We start from the raw sequence: 17,540 nt of genomic DNA, 5'->3' as shown, positions 1-17,540 counted from the left end.
AATACGCTTCTCTTTTTATCTCGATTTAAGCCATCCACCAATTTCTTTTAATACATCTACTAATTTTTCTAATTTTCGGCCTTCCTCAGTTAAAGAATATTCAACCTTAACAGGCACTTCTGCATAGACTTCTCTTAAAATAAATCCTTCTTCTTCTAAAAAACGTAGTTCTAAAGTCAGCATTCTTTGTGAAATATTAGGGATTGCTCTGCGCAACTCATTAAAACGCATCGTTCTTTCTAATAAAAAAGAAATAATGAGCATGCGCCAACGGCCACCTAACACCGTCATGGCTTCTTCGACTGTACAGCCTGAAATGTTATCTTTCATAGATGATTACTAAGTATAATAAATATACCTACATAACAAAAAAATGCCTAATTTACAACCTATACCTAATTATAAATAATGCTTCTATCTAACCCATCACGGATATTTACTGTGGAATATAAAGAAATTTCAAAGAAAACCATCGGGCATTTATATTCAGCTCATTCATCTATTAGATCTTCAGATTTAGACCCAAAACTGATTGCTTTAGCCGAGTTGTATGTATCTCAAATCAATGGTTGCGCGTATTGTTGTGCTTTTCATTCCAAGGAATTAAGAGACTTTGGCATAGCTCAAGAAGTTATCGACCAAATACCGGGTTATAAACATTCAAAAGCCTTTTCTGAAAAACAAAAAGTCGTTTTGGAGTTTGCATCCGCAATTACTTCTTTAAATGACCCGAAACAAATTGAAGCGACCAGAGAAAGTTTGGCTCAGCATTTTAGTGAAAAAGAGATTGTAGATTTAACGGCAAGTATTTCTTTAATGGGGGCATTAAACAGACTAAGAATTACCTTAGGCGATTAAGCCCCATAAAATATATGCTTGAGTACTCAAATTTTTAAATTTTAAAAAGGCCTAAATCTAGGCCTTCCCCCCTTAAACCCGACTTAAAAAATAATCAATCAGATATTCCCTTTCATCAGTTTGATTTGAGCCTAAAAGCTGCACCATCGCGCCATCGACCACAAACAAAAACATATGCGCATCTTCAACTGTAGCGGCAGGTTTTACAGTTGAAAGCAGTTTGTGAATTTCCTGAATAAGCCAGTTCCGATAATCAACCACCACTTTATAAGCCGACGGATAATGCTTTTCTATTTCAAAAATTGCTGTAAAAGGCAAACGATAAAGCCCGTCTGAGTCAGCATGTAAAAAGAAAATTCTCTTAAGTTTATCGAACACCATCAGTTCACGATACGAATAGATCGTGGAAAATACCTCTTCTTTTAAACCGTCTGTTTGAAAAGTTAAGCTCATCTGGATGAGCCTTTCTTTTGAATGGAAGTAGTTGTAAAAGGTTGCTTTGGGAATTTGGGAGTCGGCAATAATTCGGTCTACCCCTACCTTATGAAACCCGTATTGGTTAAATAAATCTTTTGCCGTGTGGAGCACTCGCAATGCTCTAAATGAAGCTTCTAAATTTTTCATGTATATCGCTTAAAATAATTTTTTGTTGTAAATAAAAGAGATAGAAATGCCGTCGCTCTTAAATTGAGCGTTAAATACAGGCATGCAAAAACCGCACAAAAATGGTGTGCTCGCCTATCTCGGGTTTTATTGTTGCTATGATTTTTTAGTCGTAATGACCTATGGCTTAAAACCTAAAGTCGGTTAAACCGTTTTAAAGACCAGTTGGGTATAGAGTCAAAGATTTTGGCGAAGGTTGCCAATGAAAGAGTTGAAATAGTACGCATGTGCGGACTCCTTGTGTGTAAAGGAGTTCTACCTGATCACTGTCAAATGATGGTGGTAGAACGAGAGAAGGTTGACAGACTGACACACAAGAATCAGCACGCACAAGGCGTCCCTCCCTCGCCCTACCGCTACGAAGGGGGACGAACGAGTTCGCCACCAAAAAGAGAACTTTTTGATGTCTTGTGTGTTATATCGATCTGTCAAAATCGACTGGCAATGTGGCCAGCAGGCAAAGGATAATCCGCGTGTTTTTGGGTGTCAATGTAAGGTTGAATAGAAATTGGTTAAATAATTATTGTTGTTTATTCAATTAGATATTTAAGCTAAAAAGACCTTTAATTTAAATTTAACGATATCATCATAATAGTAAAATTGGTGGCAGAACGAAAAGAGGTTAGCAGACTGGCCATACAGAACCAGCACACTCGAAAGTGTCCTCTTATCACTCTACCGTAGAATGGTGACAGAACGAAAAGGGGTTAGCAGATGGTACACAAAGGAAAACCCAATACACCCGAAGGTGTCACCCTTTTCGCTCTATCGTAAAATGATGGCAAAACGAAAAGGGGTTAGCAGGCTGGGTACAGTACCAGCACACCCGAAAGTGTCCCCTTTTCGTTCTACCGCAGAATCGGTTGCAGACAAAGAATAATTATCAAATTTTTAAGTGTCAATATTCATATATTATTAATTTATAAAATATTTTTATTTCTATTGGCTCATTTTTCTCATTGTTAATTTATCATTCATTTTCAAACCTGTTTAAATGAACAGATTGATCGCGCTATAAATAAAAGCTACAGTAAATAAAGTTTGAATTTTATAACTTTAAATAAATTGATAATGCATGCAGGCAAAGACATGGAAACCATACATGATTTTTATCGCCGCTTTTCTTTAACCAGAGATAGCGATTACTCGGTTCCATCGACTTCGTTTGGACATTTTAACGTGTTCCAACGCGATGCCTGCTCGTTCCTCACGCCTTATAGCCGCCGCGATTATTATAAAATTTCACTGGTTTTAGGCACAGGCGAACTTCACTATGCCAACCGCTGGATACGAGTCGACCGCCCTGCTTTACTGTTTTCAAACCCAATGGTGCCCTATGCATGGGAAATTAATTCGCCCGAACAGGCAGGCTGGTTTTGTCTATTTACCGAAGAGTTTGTAAACCAAGAATCGCGACAAAGCTTTTTAAAAGACTCACCACTGTTTAAAGTCGACGGCGACCCGCTGTATTTTTTAAACGATCAACAAGTTGAAGAAATTTCATTTATTTTCAAAAAGATGATGAATGAAATAAATTCAGACTATATTCATAAATACAATGTTTTAAGAAATTATTTGCATCTGATTGTGCATGAAGCCATGAAAATGCAACCGACCCAACAGTTTGAAAAACATAGTAATGCTTCGGTGCGCATTTGCCATTTATTCTTTGAATTATTAGAGCGCCAATTTCCCATCGACTCGCCACATTTTCAGCTTAAACTCAAAACTGCAAATGACTTTGCCTATGGCTTGTCTGTGCATGTGAACCATTTAAACCGAGCTGTAAAAGAAGCCACAGGTAAAACTACGTCTGAGCATATTAGCTCGCGCATTACGCAAGAAGCCAAAGCGCTGCTACAACACACCAGTTGGAATATTTCCGAAATTGCCTATAGCTTAGGCTTTGAATATTCAGCGTATTTCACCAACTTCTTTAAGAAAAATACGGGTTTTTCGCCTAAAAAATTCCGTGAAGACTGTGTAGCCTAAAAACAGATTGTTTGAATTTTATAATTATTGGTTTGAATGTTATACGTCAGTTTGAGCCAAAGCATTTTATAGTTTTTCTACTCAAGTGATTTTGCAAAAAGAGTGTGAAAAATGAAATATAGAACTTTAGGACAAACAGGCGAAAAAGTATCAGCACTTGGTTTAGGTTGCATGGGAATGAGCTTTGCCTATGGTGCCTCAGACGACACACAAAGCATTGCAACTCTAGAAAAGGCCTTAGACCTCGGGATTAACTTTTGGGACACCGCCGACATGTACGGCAACGGCGCAAACGAAGTTTTGCTCTCAAAAGTTTTAGAAAAACACCGTGACAAAGTGTTTTTGGCAACCAAATTTGGCTTTCGTTATAAAGAAGATAACCTTAACCCGAAAAACTCTTTAGAGTCTTATATCGACGGCTCACCTGAGTGGATTAAAGTCGCGGTCGAAAACAGTTTAAGACGCTTAAATACAGACGTGATCGATTTGTATTATGCGCACCGCATAGACCCGAATGTTCCGGTTGAAGATACCATTGGCGCAATGGCTGATTTGGTCAAACAAGGTAAAGTGCGTTATTTAGGGCTGAGTGAAGCGTCGGCTGAAACTATTCGTAAAGCACATGCGATTCACCCGATTGCAGCGGTTCAACATGAATATTCATTGCTTACCCGTGAGTTTGAGCAAACCCATTTGCAAACCATTCGTGAGTTAGGCATTAGCCTTGTGCCGTATTCACCTTTATCGCGTGGTTTAATTACCAATACGCTTGATGTAAATAACCTCGACGAAAATGATTTCCGTCGCCAGTTACCACGTTATCAGGGCGATAACTGGAAAAATAACCAAAGCCTAGCGCAAGCATTTAGCGAGTTTGCTCAAAGCAAAAATGCGACAGCGGCTCAACTGGCTTTGGCTTGGATTTTGGCGCAAGGTGACGACATTATTCCAATTCCGGGTACACGTAAAATTGAGCGACTTGTGGAAAATGCGGGTGCTGTAGACCTTCATTTAACAGCAGCAGATTTAGCAGAAATTGAAGCGATTATTGCGAGATACCCAAACATGGGCGCACGCTATAACGCTCAGCAACTTGCTGCGGTCAACCACTAAAATATAAACCATAAAAAAAGTCCGATTCAGTATCGGACTTTTTAGTTTAGTCTTTGCTATATGTGCCTTGCTGGCGTCCACCGTCCCAAGTCGCGTCTAAGGACTTGTCAGAAATCGTTAGGCTTTCAGGAAAAATACTTAAATCCTTTTTAAATTTAGCCTCTGGTTTTAAGCCAATACAGTCACCGTTTTTCCACCATGTGCCTTCGGCATATTGGTCTAAAGCACCCACAGCCAGCATCCATTGAAACTTGCCGTCTGGTTGAAGTAAAAGTTCCGAACCGACCTCCATCACACCATGTAAATAATAGTGCCCACTCCAAGCCTGATCGGCCTTTTGGAATTTCACTTCCTTACAGGTACTAGTCGGCTCTGCATAAATGTGAGCAGAAAAAATAAACGTAGAAACAAGTAGTAAAGGTGCAAATATATTTTTCATTATTGTGTTCCTATATGTTTAATCTTATTTTCCAGACTCAACTTTTAAATACGTTCCATCGGCATAAACGTTATGTCCAAAGCCACACCCCGACTCACCTTCGCTTTGTTTAACCTGAATATAATTTCCTAATTTCGCATTGGTTCTAAAATCGAGCTGAATATGGCAATCTTGATCTTTATAAATGGTTTGCTTGGCATTGGCCGGCATTTTGGTGTCAAACTCACCCATGTTTGGGCCATAAATTAAGCTTCGTAAACCCATATAAACACCTGAATAGCCAATTGCATACTGGCCCTGCTTACGAGTTACCGTGATGTGATCCCACTCACCAAAACCTGAGTAACGGACGTATTCACCCGACAGGTCATTTGATGCTTTAGGGACTGGTAACTGTTGAAGGTTAAACAGGCTCGACTTTGATTTTTCATCGAGCATAAACCATGCTCTCGCCCACAGTGGCTGACCCAATTTGGCGTAGGCTAAGCCCACATTATTGTTGGCAACTTCAATATCTCGGTCGGTAAATTTAACTGTGGTTTCATCTTCATTGGCTTTACAAAATGCAGTCCAAGAGGCTTGGCTTTGGAAGTTTTCGAGCGCTTTTTTATATTGTTTTTGGTCGTAGTTTTTCTTACCTAAACTCGCGTATTGCTTCACTTTATTACAGCCTTGTTGTAATTCTTGTTCAAAAGAGAACTCTGCATGAGTCACTGCTAAAGCTGAAAGTGTAAGAACCGCGCAACCTGAAATAATAGATTTAATCATTTTTAAAATTCTTTAATAATTAACTAATTATATAATATGAGCTGGCGCTATAAATCACAATTATTTGAAACAAAAGTCTATTAGAAGAGTTTAGGTTTTTATAAAAATAGTTAAATCCATACAGAATAAACCGTCGACAATATTCAACCTTAACTGATTATTTTAATTGAATATTCAACCAAAAAATAATGTAGACTGCATGCGTAAAAATTAGGAAGAATTATAAGAGTGAATAATTTAATTATTGGAACCCTATTTGCACTGTGCGCAGCGGCTTTAAATGCATCTATTGGTGTAATTAGTAAATTACTCATGCACAGTGGTTTAAACCCGCAAGACATTGCCTTTTTAAAAACCATTATCGCCTTTTTCTTTTTAAGTGTGTTTTTATTTAAAGTGCCTGTCAGCCAAAAGATTGCTTTTATTAGCAACACGCCAAGTAAACTCAGCGTTTTTGCTCAAATTGCTATATGTGCTTTTTTAGGAATTTTCTCGCTATTCTTTTTCGAGACCATTGCCTATAACCACGGTGCTGCGGCCAATGTGGTAGTGGTACTCATGGCTTCGGCTGCCATCTCTGCCCTATTTTTTGGGAGGTTCATTTTAAAAGAAAGTATCTACATTCATTCGCTTATTGGAACATTATTGGCAGTTGCGGGGATTAGCATTATTTCGTGGAAAGGTGAAAATAGCCTTTTAATGCTGATCAATGCTTCTATTGCCGGTACGGGTTATGGCTTATTTTCGGTTTTAGTGAAAAAGTTCAAATTAAATGGCGGGCTGTTTCTGACTAAATACTTACTGCTGTTTGGTAGCGTTTATCTTGCGGTTCCGTTTTTAGTAAATTTGCATAGCATTACTTTTAATAGTGACATCATTTTAGGTTTGATTGGTTTAGCTGTTCTACCAACCATACTCGGCTTTTTCTGTACCACTAAAGCGTTGTCTTATATGAGTGCCGCAAAGGTACAAGTGACCGAGCTTTCAGAACCCATTTTTGCAGCGCTTATGGCTTGGGTTTTCATTCATGAACAACCGACTTTATCGTTTTTATATGGTGCAATCTTCATTATTTCAGGCATCTTTTTAATGAACAAAGCGCCGAAATCAAACTAGCTGATTTCATTTATTTCGTTGGCGTGATGACAAGCCACTTGCACCACACTGGCAAAGTTAATCGCCATCTGTGAAGGGGCATGTTTTTTATAAGCAAGCCCTAAACCCACCGTAGGTACAGGTGCTTTCAAAGAGCGATAAGCCACACCTTGTATTTGCAATTGTTTGGTCGACTCGGGAACCAAAGACACCCCTAAGTTTGCAGACACCAACGATAAAATTGATACAATTTGCGGGGCATTTTGTCCAATTTTCGGTTCAAAGCCACGCTCATGACAGGCCTGTTTAATCGCATCAAAAAGCCCTGCACTCACTGAAGGTGGCGAGACAATAAAATCAAGCTCTCGCAGCGCAGTTAAATCAATTTCTTGTGATACATCGTCCAGATTAAAAGACTCGGAAGGTAAAGCAGCAATGAGCGGCTCAGCTAATAATTCTTGAAGTATAAGACTGTCCGGCATATTGCGTGGCGAACGAATAATTGCGACATCTAAACGGTCTTCAAGCAATAAATCGATGAGTAGTAAGGTATTGGCTTCTTCAAGCTTTAAATTTACTTTTGGGTATTGCTGCTGGAAATAGCGAACGCATTTAGGAATTAAAGGGTTCAACATTGAAGTACCTGTAAAGCCTAACCGTAATTGACCCACTTCGCCATTTGCCACTTGTTTAACAAGGTTTGCTGCATCTTCTACACGCTGCTGTACTGGCTGAATTGCATTTAAAAAGGCAAGCCCAGCTTCGGTCAGCTCCACCCCATGAGGCGAACGAATAAATAAATCTGCACCGAGTTCTTCTTCTAAGTCTCGTATTTGCATGCTTAAAGGCGGCTGACTCATGTTTAAGCGCTGCGCAGCTTTGGTAAAGTTTTTTTCTTCTGCTACTGCCAAAAAGTAGCGTATATGCCTGAGTTCCATTGTTATATATAAAACATATCGTGTCCCATTATTAAATATATTAGAAAAATACCTTCTAAATTGCTAATTTTAATTTATCGAATTTTCTCGATGCAGCATGCCTTTAGGCACTGCTCTTTTTTCTGTCATGGTCATGATATGAACTCTTCATCTACACCCAGTACCTTAAACACTGAGGCAACGTCTGTTCTTTCCCGTGAGTGGATTCACAAAGGGACTAAAGCTTATAAACATGCAGGATTTGCTTTATTCCTCGTAGGTTTTGCCAGCTTCTCTCTGATTTATTGTGTACAGCCACTCTTACCTGCATTCAGCCAAAGCTTTCAGATTAGTCCTGCGAGTAGCTCTTTGGCACTGTCATTAACGACTGCCTTTTTAGCAATTTCAATTGTGCTATCGAGTGCCTTTTCACAAGCGATTGGCCGTCGCGGCGTGATCTTTACATCTATGCTATGTGCCGCAATTTTAAATATTGTCTCGATGTTTACACCGAACTGGCACAGTTTACTCATAGCACGTGCGTTAGAAGGTTTACTGCTTGGTGGCGTACCCGCAGTGACTATGGCTTGGATTGCCGAAGAAATTGCACCTGAACACCTCGGTAAAACCATGGGTTTATATATTGCAGGGACAGCCTTTGGTGGTATGATGGGCCGTGTCGGTATGGGTATTTTGGTTGAATATTTTTCATGGCGCACCGCCTTAGGCCTACTTGGAGCAATCTGTTTTATTTGCTCAATTGCATTTTTAAAATTACTTCCCGTATCGCGTAATTTTGTGCAGAAAAAAGGGCTGAATTTAGGCTTTCACATGCAAATGTGGCGTGCTCATTTAAGCAATACTAAATTATTACGCCTGTTTGCCATTGGTTTCTTGCTCACCAGTGTTTTCGTCACCCTGTTTAACTATGCCACTTTCCGTTTAAGTGGAGCGCCTTATTCACTCAGTCAGACGCAAATTAGCCTTATTTTCTTGTCGTATAGCTTTGGCATGGTGTCTTCATCGCTGGCAGGTAGCTTAGCCGATCGCTTCGGCAAGAAAACCATGATGATGAGTGGCTTTGCGCTTATGATCGTGGGTAGTCTCATGACCCTGCTCAGCTCTCTTTTCGGCATTATCATTGGCATCGCATTTATTACCACAGGCTTCTTTATTACCCACTCACTTACGAGTAGTTCTGTAGGTGCTGAAAGTAAACAAGCTAAAGCCCATGCCAGTTCGCTGTACTTACTGTTTTACTATATGGGTTCAAGTATTGTCGGCTCGGCGGGCGGTTGGTTCTGGTTACACGGTGGTTGGAGTGCAATTGTCGGTTTAACCGTGGTCTTGTCTTTAATTGGAATATTTTTAGCGGTTTATACTTCACATGCCAAAGCACATTAATGTAGTAAAACCCTAACTTTTTAGACCAAACCCGATGAGCATTTAAAAATCATATGAAAAAATTTAAATGCTCATTTTTTGGCTTGTATTTTTTTTAAGAAACTGTAAAATTCACTCCACATCGCCGGCATAGCTCAGTTGGTAGAGCAACTGACTTGTAATCAGTAGGTCCACAGTTCGAATCCGTGTGCCGGCACCATCATTAAACCTCATGAATATTTGATTTATGGGGTTTTTTGTTGTCTGTAGGTTTTGTAATGCAAAATTTTATCTAAAAATAAAAACTGCTATAGCAATATTATCTCTATAACAGTTCTAAAATAGATAGTAACTTAAGTTTAAAAAGGGTTAGGTATTTAATTTAATTTAACTTAATTTATTTTACATACTGCCAAACATCAGGGTCCTGATATGACTCATCAATATGGAAACCTTCCTTTTTAGCTTGATTTTCAACCTTAGCTCTTTGTTTTTCATTGTATTTCATTCTTTCATTAAAGGCAGTTTTTAGTTCCTGACCTGACAATTTATAACCATCCTTAATTGAATTTTTAGTATTATAACGAATCGTTTCCATAGAATATCTAAGCATATATTGTTTTTTATCGTTTTCTGATTTTGTTTTATCTATACTCATTTCTAAAAATATACCGTGATTATATAAGCACACTGCTACTGTTGGTTTTTTATTAAAAAAATCAGTCCACTCTGTAAGTGTTAAAAAATTATACGGGTCTATAATAAGGCCATCTTCAATCATAGACTTAATATTATCTTGTTTCGCAATTCGAGAAGTATTTGGATAAAAATACTGTTCCCATCCTGCTTTTTGTAGCTGACCAAATAGCTCTTTATAGGCCATATAAGCCTGTTCTTGACTAACAAACTCTTCCTTATTTAAACCCGCAGTCACATCAATAATTTGGATACCTTCATTTTGCTGTGCATAGTCAATTCGCGTACCCATTGCTGAAAATGCATTCTTGATAACAAAACTATGTTCACCTAAATCTATTTTTATATTTGCTAAATGCGGGGGTTTCCACGTCAGGTCGAAAAAAGACATTCTAGCTGGTTGTTGGTCTACACCTGTTTGCATATACGATTTGAACTTTTTTTCACCCTCTATACCAAAATTCAATATATAAAGTTCAGGTTGAGAAAATACTTTTTTATCGTTTCTCTCAGCATTACATCCTTGTAAATTTAAAAGAATAAAAAATAAAAAGAAATAACTAACTATTTTTTTCATCAACTAGAAAATCCAGAGTTTAGTTTTATAGATTTAAATTCAGCAATCTGATTATTTTACATACTGCCAAACATCAGGGTCCTGATATGACTCATCAATATGGAAACCTTCTTTTTTGGCTTTAATTTCAGCTTTCCTTCTTTCTTTTTGATCTACTAATACCATTTCATCGAAAGCTCTTTTTAAGTCGATCCCTGTTAACTTATATCCATTTTCAATTAAATTTTTTGTTACGTATCTAATTGATTGAATCGAAAACCTTAACATAAACTGTTCATTCTTTTCAGCCTTTAACTCTTTTTTACTAGTTTTCTCTAAATTTAGTTCAGTTAAAACACCATTTTTATATAAATTAAAATAGAGTGAGGTAGAAGATTTAAAATGCTCTCTCCATTCGGCTTGAGTTAATAGATTAAAGGGATCTATTACAGTATTATTTTTTTTAATTCTCTTTAAATTATCTGTTTTATCAAAACGAGCATCTGAAGGATAGAAATATTGTTGCCACCCTGCTTTTTGTAGCTCACCCAATAACCCCTTATAAGCCATATAAGCCTGCTCTTGACTAACAAACTCTTCTTTATTTAATCCTGCTGTTATATCAATAATTTGGATACCTTCGTTTTGCTGTGCGTAGTCAATCCGTGTTCCCATTGCTGAAAATACATTCTTGATAATAAAACTATTTTCAGCTAAATCTATTTTTATATTTGCTAAATGCGGAGGATCCCAAGTGAGGTCAAAAAAAGACATTCCTGCTGGTTGTTGGTCTACATCTGTTTGTATATACGATTTGAACTTTTTTTCACCCTCTATACCAAAATTCAATGTGTAAAGTTCAGATTGAGAAGACATTTTTTGTTCCTTTTGCTGAGCATGACAGGCCTGCAAATTTAAAAAAATAAAAAGCAAAAAGAAATAACTAACTATTTTTTTCATCAATTAGAAAATCCAGAGTTTAGTTTTATAGATTTAAATTCAGTAATCCGATTATTTTATATATTGCCAGACATCAGGGTCCTGATATGACTCATCAATATGGAAACCTTCTTTTTTGGCTTTAATTTCAGCTTTCCTTCTTTCTTTTTGATCTACTAATACCATTTCATCGAAAACACTTTTTAACTCAGGTCCTGTTAATTTATACCCATTTTCAATTGAGTTTTTTGTTACGTATCTAATTGTTTGTACTGCAAATCTTAGCATATATTGTTTTTTATTATTTTCTGATTTTGTTTTATCTATACTTAACTCTATTAATACACCATTAGCATATAATCGAGTAGTAACAGTTGGGATGTTATTAAAAAAATCACTCCACTCTGTAAGTGTTAAAAAATTATACGGGTCTATAATAAGACCATCCTCAATCATAACCTTCATGTTATTTTTTTTTGAAATTCGGGATAACCCTGGGAAAAAATACTGCTTCCATCCGGCTTTTTCTAGCTGACTAAATAGCTCCTTATACGCCATATAAGCCTGTTCTTGACTAACAAACTCTTCCTTATTTAACCCTGCAGTTACATCAATAATCTGGATACCTTCATTTTGCTGTGCATAATCAATTCGCGTACCCATTGCTGAAAATGCATTTTTAATAACAAAACTATGTTCACCTAAATCTATTTTTATATTTGCTAAATGCGGAGGTTCCCACGTAAGGTCAAAAAAAGACATCCCCGCTGGTTGCTGGTCTACACCTGTTTGCATATAAGATTTAAACTTTTTTTCACCCTCTACACCAAAATTCAATGTGTAAAGTTCAGGTTGAGAAAATACTTTTTTATTGTTTCTCTCAGCATTACATCCTTGTAAATTTAAAAGAATAAAAAATAAAAAGAAATAAATAACTATTTTTTTCATCAACTAGAAAATCCAGAGTTTAGTTTTATAGATTTAAATTCAGTAAACTGATTATTTTATATACTGCCAAACATCAGGGTCCTGATATGACTCATCAATATGGAAACCTTCTTTTTTGGCTTTAATTTCAGCTTTCCTTCTTTCCTTTTGATCTACTAATACCATTTCATCGTAAGCACTTTTTAACTCAGGTCCTGTTAATTTATACCCATTTTCAATTGAGTTTTTTGTTACGTATCTAATTGTTTGTACAGAAAATCTTAATAAATACTGTTTTTGATCTTCTTTAGATTTTGTTCTAGACATACTTAATTCTGTTAATATACCCTTTGTATAAAATCTAATTACCACTATAGATCTACTATCAAAATATTCTTTCCATTGTTTTAAAGTTAAGAAATTATAAGGATCAATAATAACTCCATCTTCTTGCATAACTTTAAGATTATCTTTTTTATTAAAACGAGTATCTGATGGATAAAAGTATGCTTTCCATCCTGCATTTTGTAACTGTTCAAATAATTCCTTGTAAGCGTTATAAGCCTGCTCCTCACTAACAAACTCTTCTTTATTCAAGCCTGCTGTCACATCAATAATTTGGATACCTTCATTTTGCTGTGCATAGTCAATCCGTGTTCCCATTGCTGAAAATGCATTTTTAATAACAAAACTATGTTCACCTAAGTCTATTTTTATATTTGCTAAATGCGGAGGTTCCCAAGTGAAGTCGAAAAAAGACATTCCCGCTGGTTGCTGGTCTACATCCGTTTGCATATAAGATTTAAACTTTTTTTCACCTTCTATACCAAAATTCAATGTGTAAAGTTCAGGTTGAGAAGACATTTTTTGTTCCTTTTGCTGGGCATGACAAGCCTGTAAATTTAAAAAAATAAAAATTAGGAATATATAACTAACCACCTTTTCCATCATTTGACTCTTTTCCTATTTTAATAAATAACTTATCGAATTGACTTAGACCATCATCCCATTTACTGGTATTCCAACCTGCAATTGTGCGTAACTCTTTTTCTAAATAAGGTCGTCCAACATCACTCAACATTAAACGATGATATTTTTGAGCTGCTAAATTAATCCAACGCATACGACTATCTTGGTTCTCAACTTTGGTGCCATTCGGCGGTGTGCTGATTGGAGATTCGGGTAACGACTTAATCTTTTTTCCAAATTCAGTTTCATAAGAATAAACATTGCCACGGACAGCATGTATTTTTTTATTGTTCCATCATATTCACTGGAGAGAATTAATTCAGCCTTTGGAATTCCAGCCTTACGTTGAACATCTGCTCCATTTCGCACAATAGGATCATTCCATACTATTTTTTGTAAAATATTGATTTGTTCTTGATTGGCAATTTGCAAAAGATGTTCTAATAAAAGATTAGATGCTTTCTTGAATTTATTATTCTTATTTGTATTCGTTTTAAATATTTTTTCTATATCAGGTAATATTCTAAAAGCATTACGAATTTCGTCTGTCGCTTTAAGATTATTAATTGTTGTTAAACAACTAGACCATGGAAAATTATATAAGGAGCTTTTAACTTTTTTATAAGTTGTTGTATCTCTGTTGTTTATGCAAATCTTAAAATCTTCAGAAGACTTGGCCCAAACAAAATGCCAAACACTAATATCCATATAGAGCCATAAATTACCTTTTGCAAAGGTATGAATACCTGATACCCCAAAACTATCTAAATTATAATGATCAGAACTAATCGATTTAATTAAAGCATCTGCATTTGACCCAGTCTTAGAAACAATATGATCAAATACGGCAGCAACCGTTTTTGATGCAAAAGCTCCTAAACCCATCCAATAGAAACGCCCACTATAGGTTGCAGCAGTAACAGATTGATTAGATGTAAAAGGAAACATTTCTAAATAAATACGAGCGTAGATCGATGCAATTCGTCTAGCACGTGCTTCATAACCAGGTTCTATACGGTAATTTTGATTATCTTTTTATTAGATAATAGGGTCATTGCCATCTGTTGGTAATATTCCCATATCGTAGTACAATCACAATTTACTGATTTACAACTATTTTCTATATTATTTGTTGTACTAGACCAATCAAGAGAACCAGCCATTTTAAAATTTATCCTTTTAAATGATGAATAAGAAATAGTTATTTCACAGGGTCATTTTCGTCAGGTTCAAAATTCAACCAATTTAAATCCACATCAAGTTGCTCAGCTTCTTTAGTGTTAATCCTTTTAGTTTTTCCTTTTAAGTCGGTATTTGCCATAAAATTTTGATTATTAGATTGGATGTTATATCCCACATTAGTTAAAGGCTTACCAGAAGGGAGGAATAGATTAAACTTTTCATCATACTTTTCATAAGCAGGTAAACCTTGAAGATTTACTCCAACTTCTGCACCACCTTTAAAAATATGCTGAACCGCTTTTACTTCGAACTTTGCGGGTGTAATAACCGTAATACCACTCTTATTAATAATGATTTGTGAACCACCAGCCATGATTTACCTATTATTTTATGAAAACTAATCTATAATTAAGTTAATATTTTAAACTGTTTAACTTATTTATACATGACCTTTATTGTTGCTATTCAACTAAACGATAGCATTATTGTTGCATCCGATAACAAAAAAGTTAGCCAACAAAAAAATGGAATAATTAAATTTTCAACTGAAAAAATCTTGAAAATGCATTCATGGCAAAATGGTATAATTACTGGATCTGGTGAATATCGAGTTATAAGCCGGGCTGTTAAACTTTTTAAAAATCTGCCCACTCCCTCAATAGAAGATCTGCCCAATTACTTACTTATTTCTAGAATTATTAGAGAGTCAGAAATTGGAAATGGTCTCTATCAAGTAGAGAATAGTAAACTGCTATGTTCAAGCTCTAATGACAAGGGAGCACAACTCTATAAAATTGAAAAATTTTCGCCCCAACAAGATTATTTTTCTACTCCATAGAACCTAATGAAATTATTATTTGGCTTGTCCATCCCAACATTGATGTGATCGTAAGTAATCTACAATCATTATATGCAGAACTTAAAGACTATTCAGCTTTTTCAAATAAAGCTGACTGGATGAATTACTATATTAAACAACTATCACTGATTTTCAGAAAGCAAAGTCAACATGACAAATTAATGAGTAAGAGTTTTGATATTTTTTTTCAAAACAAAGATGATTATATATTTGGACATATATCTAATACTCACAATACCGCTTTAGAGTTTCAAATATACTCATCGAAGAATAAGTATGTTAATAAACAGTAGAAAATCTTAAATATTAATAATTTAAAAATGAAAAAGCCCAACATCCTGTTGGGCTTTTTTCGTATTTCATTACTAGGTACACTTCCTGCAATACCTCACGTCCTGATGCTTAAACTTCTTATTGTTGTTTTACGTTTCGGAACTTCCTGTTCCTGATGAGTTCATCATAGGCAATTCTTGAGGTCATAGAAAAGCGCCAATTTCCCGAATGTATGTACGAAAAAGCGTACAATAGCTTTTCTTCATTCCACACATGGCTAATGGAGCCTATTCATCGTTCTCATCATAAGATTAGGATCAGATATATCGAAAACTTGTTTTACTGCCCCATTTGGGCGTTGGAGTATTGCTTGTTGATAGGTATAGATTTTTCCCTTTGCATCGATTGCATTTACTTTTTCAGGAGGAATGAACAGCCATGCTTCCTGTTTGGTTAAAGGACGAACTAATAAATTAAACTCTGTGCCTTTAGGGTATTTAATATTGCCTATTCTTAAATCTTCTTCCAATATTGCATTTTCAATACCTATTAATTTCTTATCTTGATCTAGATAAATATAAGCCCAACTCATCGAAATATTTTTATACTTTATAGAAGCATCTTTAATTAGAGGTGGATCAGGAAATTTGAACAACACTTATAAGTGATATTTTGCTCCCCAAATGATGTTATAAACATCAATATATGGAGTATTTTATGGCACGTAGACCAAGAAGAAATCATTCAAATGATTTTAAAGCTAAGGTAGCACTTGCTGCGATTAAAGCAGAAAAAACACTTGCTGAATTGAGTGCTGAATTTGATGTTCATCAAAACCAAATTATCGACTGGAAAAATCAACTGATTTCAGCTTCCTCGCAAGCTTTCGATCAATCAAAAGCTCCAACAGAACCACCCATCGATCTAAAAAAACTACATGCAAAAATCGGTGAGCAGGCATTAGAAATTGATTTTTTAGAAGGTGTGTTGAAGAAACTGGGCCGCTTCAACCACAAAAGTTAATCGATGACTCACTTCAGATTTCAGTATCTAAGCAAGCTCAGCTGCTGAAAGTCTCCCGTGGTTGTTATTACTATCGCCCAAAACCTGTGAGTGCATCAGATCTGAAGCTGATGCGGTGTATGGATGAGTTACATATGCAATACCCTTTTGCAGGTAGCCGTATGATGCGTGATTTGTTGAATCGTCAAGGACATCATATAGGACGACGTCATACACGTACTTTAATGAAGAAAATGGGCATTAATGCGTTATATTGCAAACCAAATTTAAGCCAGGCTAATCAAGCTCACCGCAAATATCCATATCTGCTCAAAGGATTGGCTATTCAGCGCAGTAATCAAGTGTGGTCTACGGATATAACGTATATCCCTATGGCAAAAGGCTTTGTTTATTTATGTGCTGTGATTGATTGGCATAGCCGCAAGGTACTTGCGCATAGAGTATCGATTAGTATGGAGGTTACATTTTGCATAGAAACATTAAATGAAGCTATTGAAAAATATGGTCGACCTGAAATATTTAATACAGACCAAGGCAGTCAGTTTACCAGTGATGCATTTATTGATGTATTGAAATCAAATGACATCCAAATCAGCATGGATGGTAAAGGTCGATGGGTTGATAATGTGATGGTTGAACGATTATGGCGGAGCGTTAAATATGAAGAGGTGTATCTCAAAGCCTACAGCAATGTTTTGGATGCGAAGAAGCAATTAAACGCATATTTTGAATTTTATAATTTGAAACGACCTCATTCGAGTCTGGACAAAATGACTCCAGATGAGTTTTACTATGACCAGCTACCACAACAAAATAAGGTAGCTTAACTAGAGCAGAGTATCACTTATAAATAAGCTTTTAGTTGTTCAAACATGTGGGACCACCTCT

Annotated in this window: 17 protein-coding genes, 1 tRNA gene and 2 pseudogenes; 8 read left to right on the top strand and 12 right to left on the bottom strand. The window is 36.1% G+C overall.

Annotation, left to right across the window (positions count from 1 at the left end):
- Window positions 1–15: 15 nt before the first annotated feature.
- A complete protein-coding gene (locus MKL36_RS10730) occupies window positions 16–330 on the bottom strand; it encodes a winged helix-turn-helix transcriptional regulator (RefSeq protein ID WP_000654307.1) in 315 nt (104 codons plus the stop codon).
- A gap of 111 nt (window positions 331–441) precedes the next feature.
- On the opposite strand from MKL36_RS10730, the gene MKL36_RS10725 reads away from it, so the two are divergent.
- Window positions 442–858 (top strand): carboxymuconolactone decarboxylase family protein, encoded by a 417-nt coding sequence (locus MKL36_RS10725; protein WP_000455803.1) that lies wholly within the window; start codon window positions 442–444, stop codon window positions 856–858.
- Window positions 859–930: 72 nt separating this feature from the next.
- Here the strand turns inward: MKL36_RS10725 and MKL36_RS10720 are convergent, their stop codons facing one another.
- Window positions 931–1,482 (bottom strand): TetR/AcrR family transcriptional regulator, encoded by a 552-nt coding sequence (locus tag MKL36_RS10720; RefSeq protein ID WP_021510179.1) that lies wholly within the window; start codon window positions 1,480–1,482, stop codon window positions 931–933.
- A 1,128-nt stretch (window positions 1,483–2,610) separates the two neighbouring features.
- Between MKL36_RS10720 and MKL36_RS10715 the strand changes: the two genes are divergently transcribed.
- Both MKL36_RS10715 and MKL36_RS10710 read left to right on the top strand, forming a co-directional pair.
- A complete protein-coding gene (locus MKL36_RS10715) occupies window positions 2,611–3,513 on the top strand; it encodes a helix-turn-helix domain-containing protein (protein ID WP_000447716.1) in 903 nt (300 codons plus the stop codon).
- Between the two features lie 111 nt (window positions 3,514–3,624).
- Window positions 3,625–4,626, top strand: a complete 1,002-nt coding sequence (locus MKL36_RS10710) for an aldo/keto reductase (protein ID WP_000877474.1) — start codon at window positions 3,625–3,627, stop codon at window positions 4,624–4,626.
- A gap of 46 nt (window positions 4,627–4,672) precedes the next feature.
- On the opposite strand, the gene MKL36_RS10705 is transcribed toward MKL36_RS10710, so the two are convergent.
- A complete protein-coding gene (locus MKL36_RS10705; RefSeq protein ID WP_021510180.1) occupies window positions 4,673–5,065 on the bottom strand; it encodes a hypothetical protein in 393 nt (130 codons plus the stop codon).
- A gap of 24 nt (window positions 5,066–5,089) precedes the next feature.
- Window positions 5,090–5,833: a hypothetical protein gene (locus tag MKL36_RS10700; RefSeq protein ID WP_021510181.1), complete on the bottom strand. Its 744-nt coding sequence runs from the start codon at window positions 5,831–5,833 to the stop codon at window positions 5,090–5,092.
- Between the two features lie 228 nt (window positions 5,834–6,061).
- Between MKL36_RS10700 and MKL36_RS10695 the strand changes: the two genes are divergently transcribed.
- Window positions 6,062–6,949 (top strand): DMT family transporter, encoded by an 888-nt coding sequence (locus MKL36_RS10695; RefSeq protein WP_021510182.1) that lies wholly within the window; start codon window positions 6,062–6,064, stop codon window positions 6,947–6,949.
- On the opposite strand, the gene sxtR is transcribed toward MKL36_RS10695, so the two are convergent.
- A complete protein-coding gene (gene sxtR / locus MKL36_RS10690) occupies window positions 6,946–7,866 on the bottom strand; it encodes a multidrug efflux pump transcriptional activator SxtR (protein ID WP_000423156.1) in 921 nt (306 codons plus the stop codon). The two genes, MKL36_RS10695 and sxtR, sit on opposite strands and share 4 nt — an antisense overlap.
- A 138-nt stretch (window positions 7,867–8,004) precedes the next feature.
- Between sxtR and sxtP the strand changes: the two genes are divergently transcribed.
- Window positions 8,005–9,249 (top strand): multidrug efflux MFS transporter SxtP, encoded by a 1,245-nt coding sequence (gene sxtP / locus MKL36_RS10685; RefSeq protein ID WP_001089017.1) that lies wholly within the window; start codon window positions 8,005–8,007, stop codon window positions 9,247–9,249.
- Window positions 9,250–9,372: 123 nt separating this feature from the next.
- Window positions 9,373–9,448: transfer RNA gene (locus MKL36_RS10680), tRNA-Thr, on the top strand.
- 177 nt (window positions 9,449–9,625) lie between these two features.
- Here MKL36_RS10680 and MKL36_RS10675 read toward each other — a convergent pair.
- The 6 genes and pseudogenes from MKL36_RS10675 to MKL36_RS10650 all read right to left on the bottom strand — a co-directional run bounded on the left by MKL36_RS10675 (window position 9,626) and on the right by MKL36_RS10650 (window position 14,870).
- Window positions 9,626–10,501, bottom strand: a complete 876-nt coding sequence (locus MKL36_RS10675; RefSeq protein ID WP_021510183.1) for a hypothetical protein — start codon at window positions 10,499–10,501, stop codon at window positions 9,626–9,628.
- Window positions 10,502–10,552: 51 nt separating this feature from the next.
- Window positions 10,553–11,440 carry a hypothetical protein gene (locus MKL36_RS10670; protein ID WP_021510184.1) on the bottom strand — a complete coding sequence of 296 codons (888 nt, stop codon included), beginning with the start codon at window positions 11,438–11,440 and terminating at the stop codon, window positions 10,553–10,555.
- A gap of 51 nt (window positions 11,441–11,491) precedes the next feature.
- On the bottom strand, window positions 11,492–12,367 hold the full coding sequence (locus tag MKL36_RS10665) for a hypothetical protein (protein WP_021510185.1): 876 nt from the start codon (window positions 12,365–12,367) through the stop codon (window positions 11,492–11,494).
- Window positions 12,368–12,418: 51 nt separating this feature from the next.
- The gene (locus MKL36_RS10660; RefSeq protein ID WP_227521655.1) at window positions 12,419–13,210 is read right to left on the bottom strand and encodes a hypothetical protein; all 792 of its coding nucleotides are present in this window, start codon (window positions 13,208–13,210) and stop codon (window positions 12,419–12,421) included.
- A 67-nt stretch (window positions 13,211–13,277) separates the two neighbouring features.
- Window positions 13,278–14,478, bottom strand: a pseudogene (locus MKL36_RS10655) (DUF2515 family protein).
- Window positions 14,479–14,516: 38 nt separating this feature from the next.
- Window positions 14,517–14,870, bottom strand: a complete 354-nt coding sequence (locus tag MKL36_RS10650) for a hypothetical protein (protein WP_021510189.1) — start codon at window positions 14,868–14,870, stop codon at window positions 14,517–14,519.
- A 72-nt stretch (window positions 14,871–14,942) separates the two neighbouring features.
- Between MKL36_RS10650 and MKL36_RS10645 the strand changes: the two are divergent.
- Window positions 14,943–15,649, top strand: a pseudogene (locus MKL36_RS10645) (hypothetical protein).
- Between the two features lie 257 nt (window positions 15,650–15,906).
- Here MKL36_RS10645 and MKL36_RS10640 read toward each other — a convergent pair.
- Window positions 15,907–16,287: a hypothetical protein gene (locus tag MKL36_RS10640; RefSeq protein ID WP_215895993.1), complete on the bottom strand. Its 381-nt coding sequence runs from the start codon at window positions 16,285–16,287 to the stop codon at window positions 15,907–15,909.
- Window positions 16,288–16,334: 47 nt separating this feature from the next.
- Between MKL36_RS10640 and MKL36_RS10635 the strand changes: the two genes are divergently transcribed.
- Window positions 16,335–17,479, top strand: a protein-coding gene (locus MKL36_RS10635) for an IS3 family transposase (protein ID WP_085944219.1) whose coding sequence is annotated in 2 segments (ribosomal slippage) — window positions 16,335–16,599 and window positions 16,599–17,479 — 1,146 coding nt in all. Because the reading frame shifts where the segments join, the coding sequence is not laid out codon by codon here.
- The last annotated feature ends 61 nt before the right edge of the window (window positions 17,480–17,540 follow it).

This window comes from Acinetobacter sp. AOR12_HL (assembly GCF_027855275.1).
Lineage (GTDB): Bacteria > Pseudomonadota > Gammaproteobacteria > Pseudomonadales > Moraxellaceae > Acinetobacter > Acinetobacter baumannii.
Note: the sequence above shows the minus strand (reverse complement) of the source record. Positions and strands in the feature narration are given on the sequence as shown.

Coding starts and splice junctions, on each gene's coding strand:
- MKL36_RS10730 (WP_000654307.1), bottom strand. CDS start 330: ATGAAAGATAACATTTCAGGCTGTACAGTCGAAGAAGCCATGACGGTG.
- MKL36_RS10650 (WP_021510189.1), bottom strand. CDS start 14,870: ATGGCTGGTGGTTCACAAATCATTATTAATAAGAGTGGTATTACGGTT.
- MKL36_RS10710 (WP_000877474.1), top strand. CDS start 3,625: ATGAAATATAGAACTTTAGGACAAACAGGCGAAAAAGTATCAGCACTT.
- MKL36_RS10720 (WP_021510179.1), bottom strand. CDS start 1,482: ATGAAAAATTTAGAAGCTTCATTTAGAGCATTGCGAGTGCTCCACACG.
- MKL36_RS10675 (WP_021510183.1), bottom strand. CDS start 10,501: ATGAAAAAAATAGTTAGTTATTTCTTTTTATTTTTTATTCTTTTAAAT.
- sxtR (WP_000423156.1), bottom strand. CDS start 7,866: ATGGAACTCAGGCATATACGCTACTTTTTGGCAGTAGCAGAAGAAAAA.
- MKL36_RS10700 (WP_021510181.1), bottom strand. CDS start 5,833: ATGATTAAATCTATTATTTCAGGTTGCGCGGTTCTTACACTTTCAGCT.
- MKL36_RS10715 (WP_000447716.1), top strand. CDS start 2,611: ATGGAAACCATACATGATTTTTATCGCCGCTTTTCTTTAACCAGAGAT.
- sxtP (WP_001089017.1), top strand. CDS start 8,005: ATGAACTCTTCATCTACACCCAGTACCTTAAACACTGAGGCAACGTCT.
- MKL36_RS10670 (WP_021510184.1), bottom strand. CDS start 11,440: ATGAAAAAAATAGTTAGTTATTTCTTTTTGCTTTTTATTTTTTTAAAT.
- MKL36_RS10665 (WP_021510185.1), bottom strand. CDS start 12,367: ATGAAAAAAATAGTTATTTATTTCTTTTTATTTTTTATTCTTTTAAAT.
- MKL36_RS10705 (WP_021510180.1), bottom strand. CDS start 5,065: ATGAAAAATATATTTGCACCTTTACTACTTGTTTCTACGTTTATTTTT.
- MKL36_RS10660 (WP_227521655.1), bottom strand. CDS start 13,210: ATGTCTTCTCAACCTGAACTTTACACATTGAATTTTGGTATAGAAGGT.